This window comes from Synechocystis sp. FACHB-908 (genome assembly GCF_014698595.1).
Lineage (GTDB): Bacteria > Cyanobacteriota > Cyanobacteriia > Cyanobacteriales > Microcystaceae > Synechocystis.
The window spans coordinates 1-16078 of sequence record NZ_JACJTH010000021.1 but is presented as its reverse complement, the minus strand read 5'-3'; the positions used below and the strand labels follow the sequence as shown (position 1 = coordinate 16078).

Here is a 16078-nt window from a genome sequence, read left to right as displayed (position 1 = left end):
ACGTGGGCTAGGTCTAAAATGTTTGCTGATTACAACAGCATTCTAGGCTACTACCAAGCGAAAGCTTGCATAGAGCACTCTCGTGGTGACAGCTTATTAGATATGCCCTGCGGAGATGGAACTTTAACTTCCCTTTTAGCACCAGCTTTTAAGACTGTTGTTGGTTTAGATGCCTCTAGTCAGCACCTCGCATTAGCCAAAGAAAACATGCCCAGTGCAGAATTTTATGAAGGCTTGATTGAGGAATTTGAGACTAATCAAAAATTTGACACCATTACAATGCTTAATATTCTTGAGCATGTAGTAGATCCAATAAGTGTCTTACAAAAAGCGGCTAGCTTGCTGAGTCAAAATGGCATTTTATTAGTTCACGTACCTAATGCCCTAGCTGTAAATCGAAGACTAGCAGTATTGATGGGAACTCTGACTCACTGCGAAGAACTCTCACCTTTTGATATTCAAGTCGTAGGACATCGCCGTTCCTATTCACTGTCAACTCTCTGCAATGATATTGAACAAGCTGGGCTTAAAATTAATGCAACTGGTGGTGTATTTTACAAGTCTCTCTCCACTCCTCAAATGGATTGGTTCTTAGCAAATGGACTATGGGAAGAAGGTGGATTTGGTTGGGGGCGAGTTGGTGGTGAGCAAAAAGACTGGAAAGCAGAATTTTGTCGCGCATCCTATGAGCTAGGTAAACAACATCCTGAAGATTGTAATATTATCTATGCTTGTATTACTAAGTGATTAACTTATTCAATTAAGAGGTAATTCAGTGAATCCATTAGACTCTTTTAAATCTCAAGTTGAAGCAAATGTTACGGGACTTGGAGCGGACAAAGATATTCAGGCGCTATCTCGAATATGGTCGCGTGAAACTAATCGAAATGGTTACACTTATAACTATTCATGGCTAGGCCGCCCCATTATTCAATATCCCCAAGACATTATGGCCATGCAAGAGTTGATCTGGTCAATTCAGCCAGATTTAATCATCGAAACGGGCATTGCCCACGGTGGATCGCTGATTTTTTCGGCTTCCATGTTAGAACTCAATGCTATTTCTGGTGGTCCCCAGGATGCAGAAGTGTTGGGTATAGACATTGACATTCGTCAACATAATCGGGAAGCCATTGAAGCCCATCCCATGGTTAAGCGCATCTCCATGATCCAGGGTTCTAGCATTGCTCCAGAAATAATTGAACAAGTTAAAGCTAAAGCCGAAGGCAAACAAAAAATTCTCGTTTGTCTGGATAGTAATCACACCCATGATCATGTGCTGGCAGAATTGGAAGCCTATGCTCCCCTAACCTCCGTGGGTAGTTACTGCGTCGTATTCGATACAGTAGTCGAAGATCTGCCTGACGAGATGTTTGGCGACAGGCCCTGGGGCGTGGGGAATAATCCCAAGACAGCGGTGTGGGAATATCTCAAAACCCATCCTGAATTTGAAATTGACAAGAGCATCCAGCACAAATTGTTGATTACTGTGGCTCCCGATGGCTATTTGAAGCGGTTAGGTTAGTTCTTGTTTAAAGGTAGTCACTTTACCTAGATTATCTAGATTATTATGTATAAAGAAATGTCGATTTTAGGTAATGAACGATGTACGCAATAGAGTTTGAAGCAGATCTACAAGATGGTGTTCTTACAATTCCAGATCATTACAAATCTCTGAAAAATCAGCATGTACGTGTAGTCATTATGCTAGATGGCCATGGTAATGAATTGGAACTACGGGCCTTATCAGATCATTCAGCAACATTGATTGATGAATGGCATGATCCCTCCGAGGATGATGTATGGATCTGAAGCAGGCAGAAGTCGTCCTATGCGAGTTCTATTTTTCTGACCTCAAGCAGAATAAACTAAGGCCCGTTGTTGTTTTTAAGGACAATTTGCCCTTCGATGATTTTGTTGGAATGCCGGTGAGTAGCAGGGTAGGTCAATTAAATGACGATGAAATCGTGTTGGATGAGTCGGATTTTATTGAGGGCCTTCTGTCCAAGTGCTCCAAAGTGATGGTGAGAAAAATATTCGTCATCTCAAAACAGGTTGTCATCAAAAAGCATGGTACGCTCTCTACCCAAAGCTTTAGTAAACTTCATCTGACTTTCTGTAGGTATTTTGGATGTGAAAACCAGTCTTGAATTTAAGATTGGCAAAAGTATTCAGCATAAACTGTTGATCACCGTTGCCACCGATGGGCGCATAAAATGAATTCACTAGATTTGCTAAAATTCTATGTCCAAAAATGACAAGCCATTAGTCAGCATTGGTATACCAACTTATAATCGAGCAGAAAGCTTAAAACGAGCAATAAATTCTGCTGTTAATCAGACATACACAAACCTCGAAATTATTATTTCTGATAACTGTTCAATTGACGAAACCCAACAATTGTGTGAGGAACTTTGTAAACTTGACTCCCGTATAACTTACATACGTCAAGCTAAAAACTTTGGTGCTACTAACAATTTTAGTTTTGTTTTAAAAAAAGCGACTGGAGAATACTTCATGTGGCTGGCAGATGATGATTGGATTAGTGAAAACTATATTTATGACTGTCAATTTTTTCTTCAAAATAATCATCAGTATTTACTTTGTAGTGGAATTGCCAAGTATTATTTGGGTGATGATATCCGTATGGGAGAAAATATTTGCCTAGAAGAAAACTCTCCCATAGAAAGGGTGAAAGAATATTTTAATAAAGTTCAAGATAATGGAATTTTTTATGGACTTTATCGCAAAGAAGCCGTTCTAAAATTGAGAATTCCTTCATGTTTTGGAGGTGACTGGGTTTTTATCGCTTGCATATTATTACTCGGCAAAGCCACTACATTAAATACTTGTGTTATTCATAGAGTATTTCAGGAAAAGAGTACAGAAGACTATGCAAAAGAAATTAATTCTAAATATGTGCTGGAAAAATCTTATCCGTATGCTTTTATCTGTTTTCATTTCTTTTCGGAAATTGAAAGAACCTTGATTTTGCAAAACATATTAACAAAACAACAAAAAATACTCTTGTTTCTTGATATTTTATTGACTTTAATGCGTCGTTTCGGTCACTTATATTCAATTGAATATGGTTGGTTGAATATCTTTTGCATTCGTAAAAAATTAATCTCTTTGCTAAAGATAATAATTAGAAATTTCCGCCAATCGTGTTTATATTTCATTGATTCGCTACGAACATTTATTTATAACTTAAAATATACACCACAAATGTATCAATTGTATGCATCAAGCAAACAAAAGAATTCTGACTTAAAGAAATTAGCTTTTTTTTCTCCTGTGAAACCAATAAAATCTGGTATATCAGATTACTCGGAAGAATTGATTAGATTTCTCTGCAAGAAGTATCAGATTTTCGTCTTTATAGATGACTCATACACAGAAAAACAATGCCCAAACATTGAAAATACTTTTTACTTAAATCACAGATTATTTCCCATAACCTCAAAGATACTTGGAATCAAGAAAATTGTTTATCAAATTGGAAATAATTATTATCACAACTATATGTTTAAATATATCAATAAAAACCATGGAATAGTAGTCTTGCACGACGGAATACATATGTCCGGGAATGTCTTGCAGCAACCAGAAAGACATAAGATTGTAGTACATAGTCTTTCTGCATCTACCCAGGTAAAGAGTAAGTATCCAAATTTAAGTGTAAATGTAATTAGTCTTCTCATGAGTTTGCCTGAAGAAAACTTAAAGCAAGATAAAAATTCACTAAGACATGAATTAAATATTGATATAAATACTTTTGTTTTTGGAGTATTTGGAATTATATCTGAGCCCAAGATGGTTTACGAATTATTATTAGCTTTTTGTCATTCTTTTGTTCAAAATGAGAATGTAGCATTTCTTATGGTCGGCTATGAAATTGCAGATTCAAGAGTACTAAATTTTCTCCGAGCAAATGAAGATGATAAAAGGCTTGTGTGTAAACTTGGTGTAAGTATGGAAGACTTGTATAAATTCATAAAAGTCACCGATGCTTGTTTTAACTTAAGATCTACTTCACGAGGAGAAACATCTAGCTCATTGCTTAGGGTAATGTCTTGCGGTATTCCCGTAATAGCTAGTGATATTGACAGCTTTTCAGAATTACCTAGCGATGTTCTGCTAAAAGTCTCTCAGAACTTATCTCAAGATGAATTATCTTCCATATTAAAAAAAATTTACAATGAGAAAGACAAGCTCAAAGAAATAGGTAAAAAAGGAAAATCTTATATTAATTCTTTTCATTCTCCCAGCAAAATTTCTGATATTTATTCTACTCTTATTGAAATAGAATAAAACTAGTTTACGTTTCATAATATGAAAATCTTTTACGATGGTTTAATTTATGCAGCTTACTCCAAGCAATCTGGGGGGATTAGCCGCTACTTTGATAACTTAATAAGTCGATTGCCAGAAGACTTTTATCCTGGTTTAACCACCGGCAGGGAAAAAACAGGTAGTCATCCCATCCATCCCCACCTTGAATTGTATCGTTTTGACTTAAGGTTTCGCCCAGGTAGAATTTGTAACTGGGTAAGAAAAGAGTATTTTCAATATCTTTCTGAAAAATATAAACCTCAATTAGCTCACCCAACCTATTATTCGCTTTTAACCGGTCGTCGAATTGAAAGCTATCAATGTCCAGTTGTCATTACAGTCCATGACATGATCCATGAAATCTTTGCCGACTACATGGATCCTAATGGTGAGCAGGCTGAAATTAAGCGAAACGCTATTCTTGCTGCACAGGCAATATTATGCAATTCAGAAAACACAAAGAGAGATTTATTAAATCAATATCCTGCCTTAGAGAATCGCGTCAGTGTAACCTATTTAGCTACAGAGTTTAGTGAAGATAATATTGACGTTAATGCTTCAGTGCCAACACAACCTTACTTTCTTTATGTGGGTGCTAGGGGAACATACAAAAACTTTGATCAATTACTACTTGCGTTTCAAAAAGTCACTGCCAAACCCAAATATGCCGACTTACTGCTTTGTGTCGTTGGCTCACCCTTTGAAAATCAAGAAAAAGAACGCCTTGAATTCCTAGGCTTATCGAAAAATGTCGTCCATTATGGCAGAGCTACAGACGGACAACTAGCCAAGCTTTATAATCAGAGCATTGCTTTTGTTTATCCTTCCCTTTATGAAGGGTTTGGTATTCCACCTTTAGAAGCCATGGCCTGTGGCACTGCCGTAATTGGATCTAATGTTTCTAGCATTCCGGAAGTAGTAGGTGACGCAGGGCTACTATTTGATCCCAAATCGATGGATCAGTTAGTTGATCAACTTTTGTATGTTTTAGAAAACCCAATAAAACGAGATAGCCTGATTCAAAAAGGTAAAAAACAATGCAAAAAATTTAGTTGGGATAAAACTGCACAACAAACAGTTGAAACATATCGTTCTCTTCTATAGAATAATTTTAACCAAGTAGGCCATGGCAGTTCAGCGAATGATTAAAATAAAAATATTTCTACTTTGCTTTAAAAGCAAGTATATGCTCTGACATTGCTACTTATTGCGGCTCTGACTTCTTTATTGATAGTGATTTCAATTTATAAATGAGAATTCCTAAAGGCGATCAACTCTTAACACCAATCATGCTAACCGTATAAAATTACGAGAACTTAAATATTTATTTGCGAACGTTTATATGAATCCAATAGTAAAAGCTCCCACTCTTAATGATTTGCCAGCTCCCCCACCGGGTAAAACAGGCTGGCCCTGGACAGAGCAAAATGAAGCTTTACCGGAAAAAATGCCTGATGGTTCGGATTGGCCAAAAATCAGTATTGTTACTCCTAGTTATAACTATGGTCAGTTTATCGAAGAAACTATTCGTTCTGTTTTACTACAAGGCTATCCTAACCTTGAGTACATAGTCGTTGACGGTGGTTCGACAGATAACACAGTTACAATTATTCGAAAATACGAAAAATATTTGAAATACTGGGCAAGTGAGCCCGATCATGGACAAACAGATGCTATTAATAAGGGGTATCGTTATTGTTCAGGAGACGTGTTTGCCTGGCTCAACGCCGACGATCTCTACTATGATCAATCTACACTTTTGAAAGTTATCAACTTTTATCAAAAAGGATACGATTTAATTGTTGGTGAATGTCTAAATATTAATGCTGATGGAACCCATTTTAATCAAGCAATTACATCCACAGAAAAATCAGATCCCACTTATTTCAAAAAATATCTTCGATATTGGTCGTCTGGCTTTTTGCCACAGCCAGCAATCTTTGTAAAAAAAGAAATGGCAGACCAATGTTTTCCACTAAGTATAGAGCTATACTACGCCATGGATTTTCAATTTTTTCTAAGAGTCTTAAATCAAGAACCTAAGTCAGTTTGGATTCAAGAAAAACTAACTCGACTCAGATGGCATGAGGACAGTAAAACCATGGGAACAATATCACGAATAGACTTTCATGCAATAGTGCCAGAACCGGAGGTGCATAAAGTAGCTCTAGCAGAAGCTGAAAATTTACCAACTTGGCTGGAAAAAATATTTTTTCGAATCCAAGCATTTGATTATCTCTCTCTCCAACCTTATATAAATTCCTTGGACAATTTTCATTGGTTACAAATTACTAAAACCATTGTTAAAAGACCTACCCTGGCTGTTTGGCCATTATTTTGGAAAATATTTTTTCGATCTTTGCTTGGCGAACAAATTTATAAACTTCTAAAAAGAACTATTAGGACAAATTAGTTTAATGGGTTTCTTCAAGAGGCAATCTAATCAATTAATATCCCAAACTTGGTCTACCCAATCTTATGGATAAAAAGCAATTAAAAATCTTAATGGTATTACATATGCCTTGGGACGCTAACTTAGGGGGACCCAAACCCCAAATGGAGTTAGCAAAAGAATTCTCTAGACAAGGACATATTGTTGAAAAATTTGACTACTATGATGCTTTTCCTGAAATAAAATCCTTGCCACCAAAATTACTATGGCTTTATAGGCTATTTATGCCAAGTTTTTCACAGAGAGCCAAAGAATATATTCAAAAACATGCTAACTTTTTCGACATAATTGATGCTCAACAGGGTAATTTACCCTTTTCCAAAGAAGAATTAAAATTCAATGGAACCTTGATTGTAAGAAGCGTTGGATTATATGCTTTTCATCAACAATTTCAAGAGCTTGTGCAAAAAACATGGAACTTATCTGGTAATAACAATGTATTTAAATTGTTGCTGCGGAAATTACGCAAAATTAAACAGAAAAAGCAAAATCAAAATTATTTATTAAGCTTTCAAAAAGCAGACGGAATAATTTTGATAAATTCTGATGAGTTAGCTTATGTTCGTGATGTTTTAAACTTAGGTGACAAATCTGTTTATTTACCAAATGGATTGACAGAAAAACAGCATCAAGATTTTTTCAGAGAATCTAAATTGCCTAAAATTAGGTTGATGAATCAACAAATTGTTTTTGTCGGTTCTTGGGGGAATGGTAAAGGGGCAAGAGATTGGCCTGCGATTATTAATAAGGTTCGAAATAAACTTCCATTTGCTAATTTTTTATTCCTAGGTACAAGTGGATATTCAAGAAGTGGTGTAGAAGGAATCATGAAAGACTTAAATTATCCTTCATCAGATTGTCTCAGGATTGTACCAAGTTATAAAAACGCTAATTTGCCAACTCTTCTAAGTGAAGCAACTGTAGGCGCTTTTCCAAGTTATATAGAGGGATTTCCTACTTCTATTTTAGAAAAACTGGCATCTGGTTTACCTGTTATTGCTTACGATATTCCAGGTACAAGGGAAGCTTTACGTCGCTTTGATAATTTACTATTAGTTCCCGCTGGAGATGTTGAACAATTTAGCCAAAAGCTCATAAACTTACTGTGTCTGGACGAGACAAGCTATACAGAGTTGTCAAAACAGTGTGTTGAAGTTGCTCAAAGTTTTGATTGGTCGAGTATTGCCAATGAAACCTTGAATGCTTACCACGATTTTAGGAGTAAACAATGACCCAGTCTTCCCCACCCAAAATCTTAGTTACAGGAGGAGCGGGTTATATTGGCTCCAGTGTTGTCCGCCAGCTCGGTGAAGCAGGATACAGCATAGTCGTATATGACAATTGTTCGACTGGTTTTCCCAGTTCAATACTCTATGGTCAACTTGTCATTGGCGATCTTGCCGACACCGAACGTCTTCATCAGGTATTTCATGAGCATGAGATACTTGCGGTAATGCATTTTGCTGGTAGCTTAATAGTTCCAGAATCTTTAATTCATCCTCTTAACTACTACGCAAACAATACTAGTAACACTCTCAGTTTAATACGATGTTGTCAGATATTTGGTGTAAACCGACTGATTTTTTCAAGTACTGCTGCTGTTTATGGTAACTCCTCGTCTAATCCCATATCTGAAGCCGAGATTCCCTGTCCAATAAATCCCTATGGTCGATCAAAATTAGCCAGTGAATGGATAATTCAAGATTATGCAAAGTCCTCTGCTCTACAATATGTAATTCTACGTTACTTTAATGTTGCAGGAGCTGATCCAGAGGGGCGTTTAGGGCAAATGTCGAAGACAACTACCCATTTAGTACGGTCGGTTTGTGACGCAATTCTGAATCTTAAACCCTCGCTAGATATTTTTGGCACAGATTTTCCAACCCGTGATGGCACCGCTGTTCGTGACTATATTCACGTAGAAGACTTAGCTAAGGCCCATCTAGATGCTCTTCGTTATTTAGAAAACGGGGGAGAAAGTCAAATTCTGAATTGTGGTTATGGTCAAGGCTATAGCGTACGAGAGGTGGTTGATCGAGCTAAAGCAATCTCTGGGGTTGATTTTTTGGTCAGAGAAACAGAAAGACGTTTGGGCGATCCAGCTTCAGTTATAGCCTGTGCAGACTCTATTCGCCAAGTGTTAAATTGGACACCAAAGTACAATAACTTAGATATTATTCTTCGCACCGCATTAGCTTGGGAAATTAAACGAAATAATTTAAATAACAGACGTATTCATAATATTATTTGAAAAATATATAACGATTCTGCATAATACTTGAAAAAATATAGAAGTTATTTATCCACCGATTAACCATTAGATTTTCAGATTTGATCGAAGGTTATTATAGCTATTCTTGACTATCTAATAAATGCATGGAGGTTACTAAACAATTTTCTTAAAACACAAAATTTTCACATGAATTACTTAGCATAAGATTAAGCAACAAAAATACTTTTTCATCGTCACCAAATTGCACCTAGAAATCAAAATCGTTTATGTTTACTAAACAAATCTTAAAACTATAAATGAGTATTTGTATAAAAATATCATGAAAACAACTATTAACGACTACATTGGTCAATTTATCAAAACAACTCCTGAATTTAAAGGTAAATGGAGAATTATTAGATATTGGATGAATCAAAATAAAGACCATAGAACCAAATATAGAATATTGCCAGGCGGCGAAAAAATCCTATGTGATTTGAGTATTCCTTACGAAGCTATGGTTTACTTAAAAAGAGAGGAGCAAAAAGACTTAGAATTACTCACTCAATTATTGAAGCCGTCAGATACTTTTGTTGATTGTGGTGCAAATATTGGTATTTGGTCTTTAGTTGCTGCTTCTAGAGTGAGTTATTCTGGCAAAGTATATGCTTTTGAACCCAATCCATCAACTTTTTAAAAATTATCGGACAATGTATCTTTATCAAGATTTAAGAATGATATTAATTTGATCTCCCAAGCCGTGGGCAATGAACAAAAAACAGTATTTTTTGAGTGCAATACTACTCATAATATTTCTTGTATTAAAGACAATGCAACGCGAGATACACAAGAAGTTTTTTTAACCACAATAGATCAAGTTTTAGACGGAGCTATTGTTAACGGTATTAAAATAGATGTTGAAGGTTTTGAGCTTGAATGTTTGCAAGGAAGCTACAAGACCTTAATTAGATATCAACCCTGGTTATGTGTCGAATTCAATACTTTGTTAGCCAAAGTCAGCAAGTTGTCAGAATGGAACGTACATAATTATCTAAAAAAGTTAGGCTATAGATGTCGTCATTTTCACAATGCCCTTGACAAAAGTCAAGAAACTATTTTGTCTGACAATTGGGAAACGAAAGGCTATTGTAACTTGTTTTATTTCATTGAATAAAAAATAATTATGGTGAATCAACAAGAAGAAATTAATTTAAGTGTTGCTTTAGTGACTCGTAATCGTCCTGATAGCTTAGAGCGTTGTTTAAAAAGTTTGCGAGATCAGAAAGTTCAACCTTTTGAAGTCGTGGTTTCAGACGACTCAGATGATTTATATAAGAGTTCAACCAAAGAGATTGCTCAAAAATGGGGATGCCGTTACATCGACGGACCAAAGCGGGGACTTTATGCTAATCGTAACTATGTTGCCTTAGCTTGTTACGGTACTCATATTCGCACAATGGATGATGATCATGAATTTCCTGAACAACATATCGAAGTTTGTTTAAATGCTATTCAGTCAGATCCATCTTCTATCTGGATTATTGGAGAATATTCGCCAACATCGTCTATCGAAAACGCCCCACATCCCTGTCCTGGTCAATTACATCCTCGTGGTTTTTCTTTCTATCCTAAAGACACTCAAAATTGTTGGGCGATCGCCGATGGTGCTAGTATTTATCCGAAGAAAATTTTTGCATCAGGTTTAAGATTTGTTGAATACTATAAGTTTGGTGCTTCTTACTTAGAATGGGGGAGTCGTTTATATTATTTAAGCTATCGCATACGTCATTTAGATTCTACCTATATTATTCATCATTTTAATCCTAAAGCTCGGTCATTTTCTGACCAAGAAATGGATCAATCATCCAGATTTTTTGCGATGTTATGTCATTCGTTTCTATATCAATCAACTTTTAAAAATAAATGTCTATTTTCCTATGAAATTTTGAAGCAATTTATTCTTGACCCAAAATTAACCATTAAATGCATAATAAATTCATGGTCAAATTTCGAATTATTTTCTAGGTCTTTTTGTGCTTAAATTTTAAAGGCTCAAAGTTTTTATTTTGAGCTATATTTAAAATCGAATAAATTTGATATGCATTGGCATGATCATAACACTTATTTTGTAAAGACTTTGCTTTACCACTTGGATAGTATAACCACTTAAAAACCATGAGAAAAATTTTTTGTCAGAATGATTGGCCTGATAGCTGGAAATATAGTTATCCATACGATTTATTGGAAGTTTATGGTTCATTAAAGTTTCCTGGTTATGCTTATGCTTATGAAAGCCGAAGAAAGCATACATTAAATTTGATTAAGAGTGTCGCTAGGCCTGGAGCCAGAATTCTAGATGTAGCTGCGGCACAAGGCAATTTTACGTTAACACTAGCAGAAATGGGATACGAGGTTACTTGGAATGATTTACGCGAAGAATTAATTGATTATGTCAAACTAAAATGGGAGTCAGGTACTGTTAACTATGCACCAGGAAATATTTTTGATTTGAATTTTGACGGGCAATTTGACGTGGTTTTGATTGCGGAAGTAATCGAACATGTTGCTCATCCTGATAATTTCTTGAAAAATATTGCCAAAATGCTTAAGCCAGATGGTCATATTGTCTTAAGTACCCCTAATGGAGAGTATTTCAAAAATCATTTACCTAGATTTTCTGACTGTTCTGATCCTAGTCAATATGAAAAAATGCAATTTCAACCAAACTCAGATGGACATATTTTTTTACTTCATTTAGACGAGGTTGAACAACTAACACATCAAGCAGGATTAGTTATTAAAGAAGCTAGACTGGTGACTAATTCATTAACAAATGGCCATATTAAACTACATTATTTATTAAAGTTTTTACCCAAGTCTTGGATTTTAGTTTTTGAAAATGTAACTTGCTCTATGCCCTTATCGATAAAGCGTAAATTGCACACGACAACCCTTGTTTTGTTGTCGCATAAGAGTGAATAAAAATTCTATAATTTATTATGAAAATAGCATTAATTTCTGGCATATCAGGACAAGATGGGGCATATTTAGCTCAACTACTAATTGAAAAAAGTTATGCCGTTTGGGGTACGTCAAGGGACGCTCAAATATCCAATTTCCGTAATCTCAAAATTTTGGGTATCCGGGAGTCTATAAAAGTCGTCTCCATGGCCTTAACAGACTTCCGCAGTGTCTTGCAGGTGGTTTCACAGGTCAACCCCGATGAAATTTATAACCTTGCCGGACAATCTTCCGTTGGTTTATCCTTTGAACAGCCCGTTGAAACTCTAGAAAGTATCACTATCGGCACCTTAAACCTATTAGAAGTTGTTCGCTTTTTGGACAAACCAATCAAACTCTACAGCGCTAGTTCTAGTGAATGCTTTGGAGATACAGGCAATTCCGCCGCTGATGAAAATACCGCCTTTCGTCCTAGGAGTCCCTATGCCGTGGCCAAGTCCGCCGCCTTTTGGCAAGTGGCAAACTATCGAGAAGCGTATAATCTATATGCGTGCTCCGGCATTCTTTTTAACCATGAATCTCCCTTGCGGCCAGAAAGATTTGTGACTCAAAAAATTATCGCTACTGCGTGTCGTATTGCCCAGGGCAGTCAGGAAAAGCTCTATTTGGGCAACACCAGCATCAGTCGGGATTGGGGATGGGCTCCAGAGTATGTCGAGGCTATGTACCTAATGCTCCAACAGGCAAAACCAGATGATTATGTCATTGCCACAGGGGCGAGTTATCTTTTACAGGATTTTGTGGAAATTACTTTCTCTTCATTGGGATTAAACTGGCGGGAGCATGTCATCATCGATCAAAGTTTATTTCGTCCTACGGATTTGGCAATGGGTAAAGCAAATCCCCGCAAAGCTCAGGAGCAATTGGGGTGGAAAGCAGAGTATAAAACCCCAGACGTGGTAAAAATGATGATTAATGCGAGGTCAAATGGGAAATATTGATACTCACAAAAACAAAGATCGGATATGAGAGTAATCGTTATTCAATTTTGCCATGACAACCTCCCAATTAAACCCCGTTGTGACCATTACAGCAAAAACCCATCCCTATGTCTGCGGTGTTGGGGACTATACGGTTAATTTGGTCAAATATTTTAATCAATATCAAGACATCGAACTGAGCTTGCTAACTGGTAAAAGTTGTGAATCTTTTCATGGTGAAGTTCCGGTGTTTCCAGTGTTAGAAGGAAATACCCAAAAAGATTATGAAAAACTATTGAATTTGCTTAATCAAGCATCAGTAAAAATAGTTGTGTTGCAGTACGCTCCCTACCTATACAATTCTCAAGGATATGACCTAAATTTGGTGAATTTCTGGAAACAATGTGCCCAGTCTATGCAGACTGTTTTGATAGTTCATGAAACCTATTATTGGTTTTTGCGCTATCCTGGTACCTGGTTTAAAGGGATTGTTCAGGCTCATGCACTTAAAGCTTTAGCCTTGTCTAGTGATAGTATCTTTTGTGGCTCTGAGCAATATTCTCGGCAGCTTCAACGCTTAGTTCAAGATCAAAAAATAATTTGCTACCTGCCCATTCCAAATAATATTGCTCCAAATATAATTTCATCCCAGCAAAAAGATAATTTACGTCAACAGTTGAATATTTCTCCAGATAGCTTAGTACTAACTCTGTATGGATGTATTGGTTCTATTCGTAAATCATGGGTGATTAAGTTAGATCGTTATCTCCGTTCCCGTTCTCTGTCCGTTACTTGGCTTTTCCTAGGAAATGCCCAGTCTCTGAACATATCTTGCACAAATCCTGTAGTTCGTCCTGGCTATCTCTCGGCGGACATTTTGTCTCAATATCTGCAAATCAGTACCTTACTGATAATGCCCCATGAATTTGGGGTAAGCGCTAAAAGAGGGTCATTGATGTCTGCCATTGAACATAAACTACCTATCTTAGGAACTGATGGTGATTTAACTGACTCGTTTTTGAAAGATCAACCAAGTATATTTTTAGTACCTGATGGTATATATTCTAGTTTCCAATCAGAACTGATAAAAATTTTAAGTATGTTAAGTACAAAATCTGCCTTTGCTGATTTAACTGAAAAAACCTATGCTTATTACCAAGAAAATTTAAGTTGGAGAAACGTTGTTACTATACTAAACCAACACGTTCATGCCCACCATAAGAATTAATAAATTAACGGATCCAGTCGTTTTTCTTCATATCCTATTTTTTTTAATTATTGCCTCCTCTAGCTTGACTTATTGGAAGATGTCTGATTATGCCGTCAATCAAAGCTGGGATGCTTATTTCTATAAATACAGTGATTACCTAGACTTGGTGCCTACTTGGGAAAAGATACTTAAAGATGCTTTTTCTCTGGTGTTACTACTGGCAAGCATATATTTCCCCCGAAGAAAAATTCTGGATTTTAGTCCCAATATAAACCTTCAGAGATATTATCTATCTTTCATCCTACTGTTTTTTTTGTCCCTATCAAACCTTTTTGCCAGTAGAGATGTCACTAATTTAACTCTATTCACCATAGTGGCGGTGATTAGGCCATTTTTAATTACTGCTTCTTTGCTATTTTTTTGCCATAAGCATCTCAATTTTTTTTATTTCAGAATAATTTTAGAATGCGTAAATATAATTGGCATTATTCAGGTTTATCACTCTTTTCTTCAACGCAATAGTGCAATCATCAATAATGGTCTTGATTGGCTACATTCTGGCTCTGCGAGATCCGTCGGAACTTTTGCCGATCCCAATACCTTAGGACGCTTCTTAGCTCTACTGATAATGGTAAATCTTTTTATGCTTCCGCCTAATATAATTCGTTTTTTCTTAATTATAAGTTATGGTATTGCTCTGTTTTTTACAGGGTCGCGAGCATCGTTGTTAATAATTGGCATATTCATTTTGTTATTTGTAGCTATAAAGCTATCTCGTCAATCCATAGCTTCAACTAGAGCTAAGAACTTAACTTTTGCCTTTTTGCTTACAGTCCCTCTTTTACAATTTCTTCTCTTAAGAATTAACCTTATCAGTAACCGTGCAGATGACACTGCATCGCCTTTACAAGACGGTAGATATCATATTCTTTTCAACCTAATTAACCGACTCAATCCTTACGAATTCATTTTTGGCAACTATTTAGGTTATGGCTCTAATGCATTGATCCTGACAGGTTATGATGGCAGTAATTTTTTATCTGACTCTACACCAGCATCTTTAATTGGTCAGTTTGGAATCACAGGTCTGTTATTATTTATATTGATTGTAATAAACTTATTTAAGCAAACTCCTAGGCATATTAATATAAATAACAGTCAAGACTACCTAGTTCTAACAGGAGATTTGCTACAAAGCAGAAATGCCCTATCTTTTTACCTTATTATTTCTTGTTTCACGACGATTATATTCGAGAGCTATGCTGTTATTCCAATTTTATTGGGACTAATATTTTATGATAATTTAGATCTTAAAAACATCAAGTTTTAGCAGTTTTCCTTGAAAGACCCTGGAAGTATTCCCAGCTTTTATAGTCACTTCAATTAACGATGAGAGAATTTAATGTAAAATTATGGGGTGTACAAAATGAACAGGTTTAAACAATGGCTTACAGTTTAGATTTAAGGCAAAGGGTAGTAGCTTATATAGAAGCTGGAGGAAAAATAACTGAGGCTTCCAAGATATATAAAATAGGAAAAGCCTCGATATACAGATGGTTAAATAGAGTAGATTTAAGCCCAACAAAAGTAGAGCGTCGCCATAGGAAATTAGACTGGGAAGCTCTAAAAAAAGACGTAGAAGAAAATCCCGATGCAAGATTGATAGACAGAGCCAAGAAATTTGGAGTGAGGCCGAGTGCCGTATATTACGCATTAAAGAAAATGAAAATAAACAGAAAAAAAAAAGAACTACGTTATCGAGAAAGAAACCGGGAGGAACGAGTTAAGTACTATAGAATGTTAAGAGAACTAATTAAGCTCTATGGTAGTCAAGCTATAGTTTACATAGATGAATCTGGATTCGAAGCAATCCAGGCTTGTATTTATGCCTGGTCAAAAAAAGGAAAAAAAGTTTATGGAGATAGACA

Annotated in this window: 14 protein-coding genes and 2 pseudogenes; all 16 read left to right on the top strand. The window is 36.0% G+C overall.

Annotation, left to right across the window (positions count from 1 at the left end; all coding sequences use genetic code 11):
- The first annotated feature begins 18 nt into the window (after positions 1 to 18).
- Positions 19 to 747 carry a class I SAM-dependent methyltransferase gene (locus H6G46_RS06370; RefSeq protein WP_223211329.1) on the top strand — a complete coding sequence of 243 codons (729 nt, stop codon included), beginning with the start codon at positions 19 to 21 and terminating at the stop codon, positions 745 to 747.
- 28 nt (positions 748 to 775) lie between these two features.
- Positions 776 to 1525: a cephalosporin hydroxylase family protein gene (locus H6G46_RS06365; RefSeq protein WP_010871543.1), complete on the top strand. Its 750-nt coding sequence runs from the start codon at positions 776 to 778 to the stop codon at positions 1523 to 1525.
- Between the two features lie 277 nt (positions 1526 to 1802).
- The gene (locus H6G46_RS06360; RefSeq protein ID WP_010871544.1) at positions 1803 to 2150 is read left to right on the top strand and encodes a type II toxin-antitoxin system PemK/MazF family toxin; all 348 of its coding nucleotides are present in this window, start codon (positions 1803 to 1805) and stop codon (positions 2148 to 2150) included.
- Positions 2151 to 2244: 94 nt separating this feature from the next.
- Entirely contained in the window at positions 2245 to 4314 is a 2070-nt protein-coding gene (locus H6G46_RS06355) for a glycosyltransferase (protein ID WP_010871545.1), read from the top strand.
- 21 nt (positions 4315 to 4335) lie between these two features.
- The gene (locus tag H6G46_RS06350) at positions 4336 to 5439 is read left to right on the top strand and encodes a glycosyltransferase family 1 protein (protein WP_010871546.1); all 1104 of its coding nucleotides are present in this window, start codon (positions 4336 to 4338) and stop codon (positions 5437 to 5439) included.
- 238 nt (positions 5440 to 5677) lie between these two features.
- Positions 5678 to 6748, top strand: a complete 1071-nt coding sequence (locus tag H6G46_RS06345; protein ID WP_010871547.1) for a glycosyltransferase family 2 protein — start codon at positions 5678 to 5680, stop codon at positions 6746 to 6748.
- 65 nt (positions 6749 to 6813) lie between these two features.
- Positions 6814 to 8019, top strand: a complete 1206-nt coding sequence (locus H6G46_RS06340; RefSeq protein WP_010871548.1) for a glycosyltransferase family 4 protein — start codon at positions 6814 to 6816, stop codon at positions 8017 to 8019.
- A complete protein-coding gene (galE, locus tag H6G46_RS06335) occupies positions 8016 to 9038 on the top strand; it encodes a UDP-glucose 4-epimerase GalE (RefSeq protein ID WP_010871549.1) in 1023 nt (340 codons plus the stop codon). Before H6G46_RS06340 ends, galE begins: the two co-directional genes overlap by 4 nt.
- Before the next feature lie 301 nt (positions 9039 to 9339).
- A complete protein-coding gene (locus H6G46_RS06330) occupies positions 9340 to 9696 on the top strand; it encodes an FkbM family methyltransferase (protein WP_010871550.1) in 357 nt (118 codons plus the stop codon).
- A gap of 15 nt (positions 9697 to 9711) precedes the next feature.
- Positions 9712 to 10173: pseudogene (locus tag H6G46_RS06325) on the top strand (FkbM family methyltransferase); the annotation flags it as partial.
- Positions 10174 to 10182: 9 nt separating this feature from the next.
- Positions 10183 to 11040 carry a glycosyltransferase family 2 protein gene (locus H6G46_RS06320; RefSeq protein WP_010871552.1) on the top strand — a complete coding sequence of 286 codons (858 nt, stop codon included), beginning with the start codon at positions 10183 to 10185 and terminating at the stop codon, positions 11038 to 11040.
- A gap of 134 nt (positions 11041 to 11174) precedes the next feature.
- A complete protein-coding gene (locus tag H6G46_RS06315; protein WP_010871553.1) occupies positions 11175 to 11981 on the top strand; it encodes a bifunctional 2-polyprenyl-6-hydroxyphenol methylase/3-demethylubiquinol 3-O-methyltransferase UbiG in 807 nt (268 codons plus the stop codon).
- A gap of 17 nt (positions 11982 to 11998) precedes the next feature.
- Positions 11999 to 12961, top strand: a complete 963-nt coding sequence (locus H6G46_RS06310; protein ID WP_010871554.1) for a GDP-mannose 4,6-dehydratase — start codon at positions 11999 to 12001, stop codon at positions 12959 to 12961.
- A 52-nt stretch (positions 12962 to 13013) separates the two neighbouring features.
- Positions 13014 to 14168 (top strand): glycosyltransferase, encoded by a 1155-nt coding sequence (locus tag H6G46_RS06305; protein ID WP_010871555.1) that lies wholly within the window; start codon positions 13014 to 13016, stop codon positions 14166 to 14168.
- Positions 14169 to 14247: 79 nt separating this feature from the next.
- On the top strand, positions 14248 to 15480 hold the full coding sequence (locus H6G46_RS06300; protein WP_223211330.1) for a hypothetical protein: 1233 nt from the start codon (positions 14248 to 14250) through the stop codon (positions 15478 to 15480).
- 113 nt (positions 15481 to 15593) lie between these two features.
- A pseudogene (locus H6G46_RS06295) lies at positions 15594 to 16078 on the top strand (IS630-like element ISTcSa family transposase); the annotation flags it as partial.

Coding starts and splice junctions, on each gene's coding strand:
- H6G46_RS06370 (WP_223211329.1), top strand. CDS start 19: ATGTTTGCTGATTACAACAGCATTCTAGGCTACTACCAAGCGAAAGCT.
- H6G46_RS06360 (WP_010871544.1), top strand. CDS start 1,803: ATGGATCTGAAGCAGGCAGAAGTCGTCCTATGCGAGTTCTATTTTTCT.
- H6G46_RS06355 (WP_010871545.1), top strand. CDS start 2,245: ATGTCCAAAAATGACAAGCCATTAGTCAGCATTGGTATACCAACTTAT.
- H6G46_RS06350 (WP_010871546.1), top strand. CDS start 4,336: ATGAAAATCTTTTACGATGGTTTAATTTATGCAGCTTACTCCAAGCAA.
- H6G46_RS06345 (WP_010871547.1), top strand. CDS start 5,678: ATGAATCCAATAGTAAAAGCTCCCACTCTTAATGATTTGCCAGCTCCC.
- H6G46_RS06340 (WP_010871548.1), top strand. CDS start 6,814: ATGGATAAAAAGCAATTAAAAATCTTAATGGTATTACATATGCCTTGG.
- galE (WP_010871549.1), top strand. CDS start 8,016: ATGACCCAGTCTTCCCCACCCAAAATCTTAGTTACAGGAGGAGCGGGT.
- H6G46_RS06330 (WP_010871550.1), top strand. CDS start 9,340: ATGAAAACAACTATTAACGACTACATTGGTCAATTTATCAAAACAACT.
- H6G46_RS06320 (WP_010871552.1), top strand. CDS start 10,183: ATGGTGAATCAACAAGAAGAAATTAATTTAAGTGTTGCTTTAGTGACT.
- H6G46_RS06315 (WP_010871553.1), top strand. CDS start 11,175: ATGAGAAAAATTTTTTGTCAGAATGATTGGCCTGATAGCTGGAAATAT.
- H6G46_RS06310 (WP_010871554.1), top strand. CDS start 11,999: ATGAAAATAGCATTAATTTCTGGCATATCAGGACAAGATGGGGCATAT.
- H6G46_RS06305 (WP_010871555.1), top strand. CDS start 13,014: ATGACAACCTCCCAATTAAACCCCGTTGTGACCATTACAGCAAAAACC.
- H6G46_RS06300 (WP_223211330.1), top strand. CDS start 14,248: ATGTCTGATTATGCCGTCAATCAAAGCTGGGATGCTTATTTCTATAAA.